Source organism: Kitasatospora sp. NPDC098652 (assembly GCF_044760155.1).
Lineage (GTDB): Bacteria > Actinomycetota > Actinomycetes > Streptomycetales > Streptomycetaceae > Kitasatospora.
Genome location: NZ_JBIWAQ010000005.1, coordinates 408,797 through 420,004 on the forward strand (window position 1 = coordinate 408,797; position 11,208 = coordinate 420,004).

The 11,208-nt window shown below is 69.7% G+C and carries 9 protein-coding genes; all 9 read left to right on the forward strand.

Going from position 1 to position 11,208, the window contains the following annotated elements:
- The first annotated feature begins 114 nt into the window (after positions 1-114).
- The 9 genes from nusG to rpoB all read left to right on the forward strand — a co-directional run bounded on the left by nusG (position 115) and on the right by rpoB (position 11,129).
- The gene (gene nusG / locus ACIQWA_RS14900; RefSeq protein ID WP_402482297.1) at positions 115-1,023 is read left to right on the forward strand and encodes a transcription termination/antitermination protein NusG; all 909 of its coding nucleotides are present in this window, start codon (positions 115-117) and stop codon (positions 1,021-1,023) included.
- A gap of 166 nt (positions 1,024-1,189) precedes the next feature.
- Positions 1,190-1,624: a 50S ribosomal protein L11 gene (rplK, locus tag ACIQWA_RS14905; protein ID WP_360226157.1), complete on the forward strand. Its 435-nt coding sequence runs from the start codon at positions 1,190-1,192 to the stop codon at positions 1,622-1,624.
- 106 nt (positions 1,625-1,730) lie between these two features.
- Positions 1,731-2,453 (forward strand): 50S ribosomal protein L1, encoded by a 723-nt coding sequence (gene rplA / locus ACIQWA_RS14910; protein ID WP_355669608.1) that lies wholly within the window; start codon positions 1,731-1,733, stop codon positions 2,451-2,453.
- A gap of 210 nt (positions 2,454-2,663) precedes the next feature.
- A complete protein-coding gene (locus ACIQWA_RS14915; RefSeq protein ID WP_402482301.1) occupies positions 2,664-3,446 on the forward strand; it encodes a hypothetical protein in 783 nt (260 codons plus the stop codon).
- Positions 3,447-3,550: 104 nt separating this feature from the next.
- Entirely contained in the window at positions 3,551-4,405 is an 855-nt protein-coding gene (locus ACIQWA_RS14920; RefSeq protein WP_402482304.1) for a hypothetical protein, read from the forward strand.
- Positions 4,406-4,603: 198 nt separating this feature from the next.
- Positions 4,604-5,479: a hypothetical protein gene (locus tag ACIQWA_RS14925; RefSeq protein WP_402482306.1), complete on the forward strand. Its 876-nt coding sequence runs from the start codon at positions 4,604-4,606 to the stop codon at positions 5,477-5,479.
- 380 nt (positions 5,480-5,859) lie between these two features.
- Positions 5,860-6,423, forward strand: coding sequence for a 50S ribosomal protein L10 (rplJ, locus tag ACIQWA_RS14930; protein ID WP_350503606.1), 564 nt, complete (start codon positions 5,860-5,862; stop codon positions 6,421-6,423).
- Between the two features lie 90 nt (positions 6,424-6,513).
- A complete protein-coding gene (gene rplL, locus ACIQWA_RS14935; protein WP_360226169.1) occupies positions 6,514-6,900 on the forward strand; it encodes a 50S ribosomal protein L7/L12 in 387 nt (128 codons plus the stop codon).
- 752 nt (positions 6,901-7,652) lie between these two features.
- Positions 7,653-11,129 carry a DNA-directed RNA polymerase subunit beta gene (gene rpoB / locus ACIQWA_RS14940; RefSeq protein ID WP_350503604.1) on the forward strand — a complete coding sequence of 1,159 codons (3,477 nt, stop codon included), beginning with the start codon at positions 7,653-7,655 and terminating at the stop codon, positions 11,127-11,129.
- Positions 11,130-11,208 lie beyond the last annotated feature (79 nt).

Below are 11,208 nucleotides of genomic sequence, written 5' to 3' on the forward strand. Positions count from 1 at the left end.
ACTCGGTACTGTTGAAGTCTCCGAGACCTCTCCTGGCGCCCGCGCGAGCGGCTGCGCGCCGGTCCGGTTCCGGAGCGCGCCACCTTCACCATCTCCAGGAAAGAAGCAGCCACCGTGTCTGAGTCCCCCCTGTACGACGCCGACGAGACCGTCCGCGAGGCGGATGTCGCCGCCGAGCTGGACGCGGCCGAGCTGGCTGTCGACGCAGAGTCCGCCGAGCAGGTCGTCGACGCCGTGGACAGCGACGAGGACGAGGTCGAGGCGTACGACGAGGCCGAGGCCGGCGAGCCCGCCGAGGAGGCCGCGCTGCACGTGGAGGTCGACGAGGAGCTCGCCGCCGAGGAGTCCGCCGACGAGGAGCCGGCCGAGGCCGAGGCCGTCGAGGACGAGCCCGCCGAGGCCGAGGCCGAGGCCGAGGTCGACCCGGTCGCCAAGTTCCGTGAGGACCTGCGCTTCATGCCGGGCGAGTGGTACGTGATCCACACCTACGCGGGCTACGAGAACCGGGTGAAGCAGAACCTGGAGCAGCGCGCCGTCTCGCTGAACGTCGAGGAGTACATCTTCCAGGCCGAGGTGCCGCAGGAGGAGGTCGTCCAGATCAAGAACGGCGACCGCAAGACCATCCGGCAGAACAAGCTCCCCGGCTACGTCCTGGTCCGCATGGACCTCACCCCGGAGTCCTGGGGCGTCGTGCGCAACACCCCCGGTGTCACCGGCTTCGTGGGCAACGCCTACGACCCGTACCCGCTGACCCTGGACGAGGTCGTCAAGATGCTCGCCCCGGACGTCGAGCGCCAGGCGGCCAAGGAGGCCGGCAAGCCCTCCCCGGTCAAGCCGAGCGAGATCCAGGTCCTGGACTTCGAGGTCGGCGACTCGGTCACCGTCACCGACGGCCCGTTCGCGACCCTCCAGGCGACCATCAACGAGATCAACCCCGACTCGAAGAAGGTCAAGGGCCTGGTCGAGATCTTCGGCCGGGAGACCCCGGTCGAGCTCTCCTTCGACCAGATCCAGAAGAACTAGTCACACGGTCTTCGGATCCGGGGCGGCGGCCGACGGCCTCCGCCCCGAATCCGTTTTGGTCCAGCGGCGCAGACGCGTTAGCCTGGCCTGATGTGTGTGCTGGCGACCGGGTGTCGCCCCGGTCCGCACGCACCAGCAATCACCTCTCGGAAGGACCCGGAGAGACATGCCTCCCAAGAAGAAGAAGGTCACGGGGCTTATCAAGCTCCAGATCAACGCCGGCGCGGCCAACCCGGCGCCGCCGGTCGGCCCCGCGCTGGGCCAGCACGGCGTCAACATCATGGAGTTCTGCAAGGCCTACAACGCTGCGACCGAGTCGCAGCGCGGCATGATCGTGCCGGTGGAGATCACGGTCTACGAGGACCGTTCCTTCACCTTCATCACGAAGACGCCGCCGGCCGCGCGCCTCATCCTGAAGGCCGCCGGTATCGACAAGGGCTCCAGCGAGCCGCACAAGACCAAGGTCGCCAAGCTCACCAGCGCCCAGGTCCGCGACATCGCCACCACCAAGATGCCCGACCTGAACGCCAACGACCTGGACGCGGCGGAGAAGATCATCGCCGGCACCGCCCGGTCGATGGGCATCACCGTCGAGGGCTGATCAAGCCCATCGTCCCGTCAGGGGCAAACCGGCTCAGCCGTCCCTGTGGTAGGGCCTGCGCAGGCCCGTCGAATACCACAACTCCAATCACCATTCAGGAGCAGCAGTGAAGCGCAGCAAGGCTCTGAAGGCCGCGGACGCCAAGGTCGACCGCGAGCGCCTTTACGCCCCCCTCGAGGCCGTCCGCCTCGCCAAGGCGACCAGCACCACCAAGTTCGACGGCACCGTCGAGGTCGCCATGCGTCTGGGCGTCGACCCGCGCAAGGCCGACCAGATGGTCCGCAGCACCGTGATCCTCCCGCACGGCACCGGTAAGACCGCTCGGGTCCTGGTCTTCGCGACCGGCGAGCGTGCCGAGGCCGCGCGTGCTGCGGGTGCCGACATCGTCGGTTCCGACGAGCTCATCGACGAGGTCGCCAAGGGCCGCCTCGACTTCGACGCCGTCGTCGCCACCCCGGACCTCATGGGCAAGGTCGGCCGCCTGGGCCGCGTGCTCGGTCCCCGTGGCCTGATGCCGAACCCGAAGACCGGCACCGTGACCCCGGACACCGCCAAGGCTGTGAACGAGATCAAGGGCGGCAAGATCGAGTTCCGCGTCGACAAGCACTCGAACCTGCACTTCATCATCGGTAAGGCCTCCTTCACCGACGAGCAGCTGGTCGAGAACTACGCCGCCGCGCTGGACGAGGTGCTCCGCGCCAAGCCGTCCGCCGCCAAGGGCCGCTACATCAAGAAGACCGCGTTCTCGACCACCATGGGCCCCGGCATCCAGGTGGACCCGAACCGCACCCGCAACCTCCTCGTCGAGGAGGACCCGGCCGCGGTCTGAGCCCCAGTGCTCTAGAGCTGTCCGTACGACGGGCCCGTACCCCCTTCACCGGGGGTGCGGGCCCGTCGTCGTTCCCCGGGGCGGCCCGGCGGGGGCGGCGGCGGAAACGGTTGCGGGATCGGAACACGGGGGAATGGGAACGGCTGATCGAGTCGTCGTACGCTCTGCCGGTCAGATCATGTGGAGAGCCTGTGACCGCCGGAGTGTGCCGTGCCGCCCGCCCTTCGCCCCGCCGCGCTCGCGGCGGCCCTGCTGCTGCTCGGCACCACCACCGCCTGCAGCCTGCTGGCCGCCCCGGGGACCCGCGTCCCCGGTGAGCCGGCGCCCATCCCGCCCAAGCAGGTGGTGCTCGCGGCCGCCCAGGCCCTGGACGACGCCGGCGGCGCCCGGATCGACCTGGTGCGGGAGGGCCCGGACGGTCGGCGCAGCGCGAGCGGCACCTTGGTCTGGGGCGACCGGGACGAGGCCGCGCTGACCGTCACCGACGAGCTGGGCACCGGGCGGCTGTCCCTCCGGGACGGCGCGCTCGACCTCACGTACCAGGGCGGCGCGGCCAAGCACGCCGAGCGCGCCACCGCGGAGTCGGTCGACCCGGCGGCCGGCGGCGGCTCCGGCGGCTACGCGGGCGGCTGGATGACCGCGCTGGTCACCAACCCGGGCAGCCGGGCGTACGCGATCGCCCAGACCGACCGGCTCGGCTCGCTCGGCGCCGAGCAACTCGCCGGGACGACCGTCGTGCACTACCAGGGCTCCGCCCCGGTGGCCGGCTACTTCGGCGCGGACCGGGAGTTGGACCCGCAGCAGCTCGCCGCGGTGGTCGGCTGGTACCGGCAGCGCGGGGTCGGCGAGATCGGGTACGACGTCTGGGTCGGGCCCGGCCCGCGGCTGATGAAGCTCCGTGAGACGGCCCGGGGGAGCGCCGGGACGACCGTGACCACGACGGACGTCACCGCCCCCGCGGCGGGGGAGACGACCCCGGCCGCGGCCGGCTGACGGGAGGGGATATCCGGTGCGGATCGGCCCCGGCCATCCGTTAGAGTCCGGCTGAGAAGAAGCCGATGATCGGCTCTTCCGAGGAACTCACGGGGGGTACACCCATGCGCGCTGTCCGTCTCGCGGCCACCGTCGCGACCGCCGCCGTCCTGCTGGCCGGCGCCACCGCCTGCGGCAGCAAGGGCGGCGACACCAAGAGCGCCGCCGACAGCAAGGGCGCCACCGACGGCAAGGACGCGGCCGCGGCCGCGGCCGGACTCGCCGCCGACCCGAAGGCCGCGCTCGCCGCCTCCGCCCTGGTGATGCAGAAGGCCGGCAACGGCAAGGTCGCCTTGACCTCCCCGGACCCCTCCAGCCCGAGCGGCAGCGGCAGCGCCGACTGGAAGGACCCGGGCAAGGTCTCCGTGGACGTGTCCAGCGACATGGACGGCAAGAAGCTCAGGATCCGGGCGATCGGGGCCGACACCTACATCGGCGGTGACGACACCACGGCCACCGCGCTCCAGGGGAAGCACTGGGTCAAGGTGCCCGCCTCGGAGGAGATGGGCAGCGCCTTCGTGGTGATGGGTCAGATGGTCAACCCGGTCTCCCAGCTCACCATCGCGGCCGCGAGCGGCAAGCTCAGCAAGGTCGGCCAGGAGGCCGTGGACGGCGTCCAGACCACCCACCTGCGGGCCGTCGAGGACACCGCCACCCTGGTGGCCGGGATGACCTCGCTCACCGCGGAGCAGCGCCAGGCCGTCCAGAAGACGCTGGAGGAGGACGGCAAGACCCTCACCATCGACTTCTGGCTGAACGACAAGCAGGAGCTGGTGAAGTACCAGGAGTACGGCGACACCAACGGCGCGTCCAAGGCCGTCACCGTCAAGTACTCCGACCTCGGCAAGGGCGACAAGATCGAGGCCCCCGCCGCCGGCGACCTGGGCTCCCAGGCCGACCTGCTCAAGCTGTTCGGCTGATCCGGCCGGACTCCCGCACCGAACTCCCGCACCGACCACCGGCTACCCCCCGGGCGCCTCGTGCGCCCGGGGGGCGCAGCTGACGCCGACCGCCGGTTCCGGCCCCCGGCCCGGCCGATCAGGTGGACGGGGCGGGGGTCGCCACCGGCCGGGCCCGGTCCGGGTGGCAAGGTGGGCCCGGTGAGAGAGGAACGGACGATGGCGCGACGGCAGCGGCTGGCGGCGGTGGCCGTGGTCGCCGTGCTCGCGAGCGGCCTGACCGGCTGCGGCGGCGGGGACGCGCCCGCCACGCCCTCGGCCGGCGCCAGCGCGAGCACCACCTCCGCCACCGCCGCCACCCCGACCTGGCCGGCCAAGCCGACCGACCGGTCCCCGCACGGCGTGCTGCTCTCCGCCCAGCTGACCATGCAGACCGCCCGCCGGGCCAAGGTCAGCTACCGGCTGGGCGCGGACGCCGGCTCCGGCTCGCTGTTCTGGGCCCCCAAGACGGCGGCCCAGCTCAAGCGCTCCACCCCGGGCGACGCCGAGCAGCTGATCGTCGTGGACACCGTCGGCTACCAGGGCGGCGACGCCGCCACCGCGGCCAGGAACGGCGGCAAGCACTGGGAGCGCTTCGCCGTCCCGCCCGACCCGGACGGGCACAAGGCGGTCCCGTACGCGGGGCTGCTGGACCTGCTGAACCCGGTCGAGGCGCTGGCCGCGGCCACCGCGGACGGGGCGGAGCCGGCCTTCGTCGGCGAGGAGAAGTTCGAGGACTCCACCGTCGAGCACTACCGGGTGACCACCACCGCCGAGAAGTACGCGGCGGCTCAGACCCAGCTGCCGCAGGCCCGTCGGGACGGCCTGCGGGCCGCACTGGCCCCCGGCGGCTCGCTGGAGCTCACCCTGGACCTCTGGCTGAACGACAAGGACCAGCTGGTCCGGCTGCAGCGCACCGGGAACGGGGACAGCGGCCGGGCGGACGACTCGGTGATCTACTCCGACCCGGCCGGCCCGCTGCTCTCGGCCCAGGCCCCGGCCGAGACGGACACCGTGGACACCGGCGTCCGGACGGTCTCCCCGCTGGCCCGCTGAGCCGGACGGGCCCCTCGGGGCCCGCTCGGGCCCCGTCCCGGTTCACCCGTCCGAGGGCGATTTGCGTCGTCCGGACGAGTCCGGTTACTGTTGCCGAAGCCAAAGACCGCTGGTTGTCGCCGCGCCCCCGTCAGGGAGCCGGTGGCCGAAGGATCTGCGCTTCGTCGCAGGCAGCCCGCGCAGGTGTGTCTGGAGCTTCGACTTCCGGGTCCCGCGTTCGCGCTGGTGTCCGTTGAGGTCGCTACGAGCCCCGTGCGCCTGCGCACCGGGGCTCATTGCATTTCTGCAGGAGCTTTCCTTCCGTCCGGCCGGTTCGAGGTGTGAATGGTCGACTTTCGCGGTCGGCCGGACTTCGACATCACGGAAGGAGGCGTAAGCCTATGGCCAGGCCCGACAAGGCTGCCGCCGTCGCCGAGATCACGGACAAGTTCCGCGGCTCCTCCGCGGCGCTGCTGACCGAGTACCGCGGTCTCTCGGTGAAGCAGGTCAAGACCCTGCGTCGCTCGCTCGGCGACAACGCCGAGTACGCCGTGGTGAAGAACACGCTGACCAAGATCGCGGCCAACGAGGCCGGGATCTCCGAGCTCGACGACCTGTTCAACGGTCCGACGGCTGTTGCCTTCGTCACCGGTGACCCGGTGGAGTCGGCGAAGGCTCTGCGTGACTTCGCCAAGGAGAACCCCGCTCTCATCATCAAGGGCGGTGTCCTTGACGGTAAGGCGCTGTCCGCCGATGAGATCAAGAAGCTCGCGGACCTCGAGTCCCGCGAGGTGCTGCTCGCCAAGCTGGCGGGTGCCCTGAAGGCCAAGCAGTCCCAGGCTGCCGCGCTCTTCCAGGCCCTGCCGTCGAAGCTCGTCCGCACTGTGGACGCGCTGCGCGACAAGGTCGAGCAGGGCGGTGCCGGTACGCCGGCTCCCGCCGCCGAGGACGCGGCCGCCGAGTAATTCGGCAGGCTCACGCCTCGCTGCGGGCCCGTACGCCCGCCATCCCGTACATCCGGCACCACCTGCCGATTTAGTGGAAGGACGCCAATCATGGCGAAGCTGTCCCAGGACGAGCTGCTCGCGCAGTTCGAGGAGCTCACCCTCATCGAGCTCGCTGCCTTCGTGAAGGCCTTCGAGGAGAAGTTCGACGTCACCGCTGCCGCCCCGGTCGCCGTTGCCGCCGTTGGTGGCGCCGCCGGTGGCGCCGAGGCCGCTGTCGAGGAGCAGGACGAGTTCGACGTCATCCTCGACGCCGCCGGTGACAAGAAGATCCAGGTCATCAAGGAGGTGCGCACCCTGACCTCCCTCGGCCTGAAGGAGGCCAAGGACCTCGTTGACACCGCTGGTGCCAAGGTCCTGGAGAAGGTTGCCAAGGACGTTGCCGAGAAGGCCAAGGCCGCCCTCGAGGGTGCCGGCGCCAAGGTCACCGTCAAGTGACTTTCCCCCAGCCGTAGCCGGCTGGGAGGTGCCCCCACGCCCCCTCTGAGGGGGCCTGAGGCCGGGCCGATCACCCTTGCGGGTGGTCGGCCCGGCCTTTTTGCGTTCCCGGGCCCGCCCGTCCTCCCCGCCCGCCCTCCCCGTCCTCCCCGCCCGCCCGCCCGCCGCCCCGGGCCGGACGACCACCGGTGTGGCCGATCGCGCACTCGGTAGTGTCGGCGGCGAGGAGTATGGTGATCACCGTCATCGGCGGTGGCCCCCACCACGGCTTCTGTAACGCCGGAGGGGTTCGGGCCGATGAACGGGTCGAGGTCCGCCCCGCCGGCGGGCCCTTGACGAACCCGGCGAGGCGCGCGATTCTCAAGGCGCGAGTCCGCCCGGTTGGTTCGCCGCTGGATGCATAACCAGCGGCTCGGGCGGGAAATGACTCCACGTGAGTTAGAGCAGTACCCGGTGGGCGCCCGCGCCCCCGGCTACCGGGAGGAGTCTCCGATTCGGTTTCCGAATCAGAGCTGGACAGCAGTGTCGCCTTTGGCTACACTGTCCCTTTGCGCTGCCTGTTAGCTGCTCCGTGACTCGTCGCCCGGAGTTTGCGTTGCCCTGAAGGGGTCTGGCACCGCCTCCGCAAAGCGGCTCTGACCTGGGGTTTCGACCCCGGCGGAGGCCGGCTGCGAGGGAGGCGGAATCCAGGCTCAAGCAGGCCCGGCTGGTACGCGCGTAGTGAGCTCCGAGCCCTCGGAAGGACCCCCCTCTTGGCCGCGCCGCGCAACGCCTCGAACAATTCCGCCGCATCCACCGCCCCGCTCCGCGTCTCGTTCGCGAAGATCAAGGAGCCCCTCGAGGTCCCGAACCTCCTGGCCCTGCAGACCGAGAGCTTTGACTGGCTGCTCGGCAACGCGGCCTGGAAGTCCCGGGTCGAGCAGGCGCTGGAGTCTGGTCAGGATGTCCCCACCAAGTCCGGTCTGGAGGAGATCTTCGAGGAGATCTCGCCGATCGAGGACTTCAGCGGGTCGATGTCCCTGACCTTCCGCGACCACCGTTTCGAGCCGCCGAAGAACTCCATTGACGAGTGCAAGGACCGCGACTTCACGTACGCGGCCCCGCTCTTCGTCACGGCCGAGTTCACCAACAACGAGACCGGTGAGATCAAGTCTCAGACGGTCTTCATGGGCGACTTCCCGCTCATGACCCACAAGGGCACGTTCGTGATCAACGGCACCGAGCGTGTCGTCGTGTCGCAGCTCGTCCGCTCCCCGGGCGTGTACTTCGACTCCACCCTGGACAAGGTGTCCGACAAGGACATCTACTCCTGCAAGGTCATCCCCTCGCGTGGTGCCTGGCTCGAGATGGAGATCGACAAGCGCGACATGGTCGGCGTCCGCATCGACCGCAAGCGCAAGCAGTCCGTCACCGTGCTGCTCAAGGCTCTCGGCTGGACCAACGAGATGATTCTCGAGGAGTTCGGCGAGTACGAGTCGATGCGCAACACCCTGGAGAAGGACCACACCCAGGGCCAGGACGACGCGCTGCTGGACATCTACCGCAAGCTGCGTCCGGGCGAGCCGCCGACGCGCGAGGCCGCGCAGACGCTGCTGGAGAACCTGTACTTCAACCCGAAGCGCTACGACCTGGCCAAGGTCGGTCGCTACAAGCTGAACCGGAAGCTGGGCAACGCTGAGTCGCTGGACTCCGGCGTGCTCACCGAGCCCGACATCATCGGTGCGATCAAGTACCTGGTGAAGCTGCACGCGGGTGAGACCGAGTGGCGTGACGAGACCGGCCGCGACATCGTGGTCGAGGTCGACGACATCGACCACTTCGGCAACCGCCGCCTGCGCAACGTCGGCGAGCTCATCCAGAACCAGGTCCGTACGGGTCTCGCCCGTATGGAGCGCGTCGTGCGCGAGCGCATGACCACCCAGGACGTCGAGGCGATCACGCCGCAGACCCTGATCAACATCCGGCCGGTCGTCGCCTCCATCAAGGAGTTCTTCGGCACCAGCCAGCTGTCGCAGTTCATGGACCAGACGAACCCGCTGTCGGGCCTGACCCACAAGCGTCGTCTGTCCGCCCTCGGCCCCGGCGGTCTCTCCCGTGAGCGCGCCGGCTTCGAGGTCCGTGACGTGCACCCCTCGCACTACGGCCGCATGTGTCCGATCGAGACCCCGGAAGGCCCGAACATCGGTCTGATCGGGTCGCTGGCCTCGTACGGCCGGGTCAACGCCTTCGGCTTCATCGAGACCCCGTACCGCAAGGTCGTCGACGGTGTCGTCACCGAGAAGGTGGACTACCTCACCGCCGACGAGGAGGACCGCTACGTCATCGCCCAGGCGAACGCCCCGCTGACCGCGGACCTGCACTTCGCCGAGCCCCGCGTCCTGGTCCGCCGCCGTGGCGGCGAGATCGACTACATCCCGGGCTCCGAGATCGACTACATGGACGTCTCGCCGCGCCAGATGGTGTCGGTCGCGACCGCCATGATCCCGTTCCTCGAGCACGACGACGCCAACCGCGCGCTCATGGGCTCGAACATGATGCGCCAGGCGGTGCCGCTGCTGAAGAGCGAGGCCCCGCTGGTCGGTACCGGCATGGAGTACCGCTGCGCCGTCGACGCCGCCGACGTCATCACCGCCGAGAAGTCCGGCGTGGTGCAGGAGGTCTCGGCCGACTACGTCACCGTGGCGAACGACGACGGCACGTACACCACGTACCGCGCCGCCAAGTTCACCCGCTCCAACCAGGGCACCGCCTTCAACCAGAAGGTGCTCGTGGACGAGGGCGCCCGGGTCGAGGTCAACCAGGTGCTGGCCGACGGCCCGTGCACCGACGAGGGCGAGATGGCCCTCGGCAAGAACCTGCTCGTGGCGTTCATGTCGTGGGAGGGTCACAACTACGAGGACGCGATCATCCTGTCGCAGCGCCTCGTGCAGGACGACGTCCTCTCCTCGATCCACATCGAGGAGCACGAGGTCGACGCCCGTGACACGAAGCTCGGCCCCGAGGAGATCACCCGGGACATCCCGAACGTCTCCGAGGAGGTCCTCGCGGACCTGGACGAGCGCGGCATCATCCGGATCGGCGCCGACGTCGTCACCGGTGACATCCTCGTCGGCAAGGTCACCCCGAAGGGTGAGACCGAGCTGACCCCCGAGGAGCGCCTGCTCCGCGCGATCTTCGGCGAGAAGGCCCGTGAGGTCCGCGACACCTCGCTCAAGGTCCCGCACGGTGAGTCCGGCAAGGTCATCGGCGTCCGCGTCTTCGACCGCGAAGAGGGCGACGAGCTGCCCCCGGGCGTCAACCAGCTGGTCCGCGTCTACGTGGCCCAGAAGCGCAAGATCACCAACGGTGACAAGCTCGCCGGCCGTCACGGCAACAAGGGTGTCATCTCCAAGATCCTTCCGGTCGAGGACATGCCCTTCCTCGAGGACGGCACCCCGGTCGACATCATCCTCAACCCGCTGGGTGTCCCGTCCCGAATGAACCCGGGACAGGTCCTGGAGATCCACCTCGGGTGGCTCGCCAAGCAGGGCTGGGACGTCTCCGGCCTCGCCGACGAGTGGGCCCAGCGCCTCCAGGCGATCGGCGCCGACCAGGTCGCCGGTGGCACCAACCTCGCCACCCCGGTCTTCGACGGCGCCCGCGAGGACGAGATCACCGGTCTGCTGGACAACACCACCCTCACCCGTGACGGTGAGCGCCTGGTGAACTCCACCGGCAAGGCCCGCCTGTTCGACGGCCGCTCCGGCGAGCCGTTCCCGATGCCGGTCTCGGTCGGCTACATGTACATCCTCAAGCTGCACCACCTGGTCGACGACAAGCTGCACGCCCGGTCGACCGGTCCGTACTCGATGATCACCCAGCAGCCGCTCGGTGGTAAGGCGCAGTTCGGTGGTCAGCGCTTCGGTGAGATGGAGGTGTGGGCCCTCGAGGCGTACGGCGCCGCGTACGCCCTGCAGGAGCTGCTCACCATCAAGTCCGACGACGTGCTCGGCCGCGTGAAGGTCTACGAGGCCATCGTCAAGGGCGAGAACATCCCCGAGCCCGGCATTCCCGAGTCCTTCAAGGTTCTCATCAAGGAAATGCAGTCGCTCTGCCTCAACGTGGAGGTGCTGTCCTCGGACGGCCAGTCCATCGAGATGCGGGACTCCGACGAGGACGTCTTCCGCGCCGCCGAAGAGCTCGGCATCGACCTGTCCCGGCGCGAGCCGAGCAGCGTCGAAGAGGTCTGACGGAGGTCGGGCCGGCTGCCCCGAGCAGCCGGCCCGCCCCCAGGCCCCCCTCAGACCACAGACAAACTCTCGAATCACG

Coding starts and splice junctions, on each gene's coding strand:
- ACIQWA_RS14920 (WP_402482304.1), top strand. CDS start 3,551: ATGCGCGCTGTCCGTCTCGCGGCCACCGTCGCGACCGCCGCCGTCCTG.
- rplJ (WP_350503606.1), top strand. CDS start 5,860: ATGGCCAGGCCCGACAAGGCTGCCGCCGTCGCCGAGATCACGGACAAG.
- rplK (WP_360226157.1), top strand. CDS start 1,190: ATGCCTCCCAAGAAGAAGAAGGTCACGGGGCTTATCAAGCTCCAGATC.
- rplL (WP_360226169.1), top strand. CDS start 6,514: ATGGCGAAGCTGTCCCAGGACGAGCTGCTCGCGCAGTTCGAGGAGCTC.
- ACIQWA_RS14925 (WP_402482306.1), top strand. CDS start 4,604: ATGGCGCGACGGCAGCGGCTGGCGGCGGTGGCCGTGGTCGCCGTGCTC.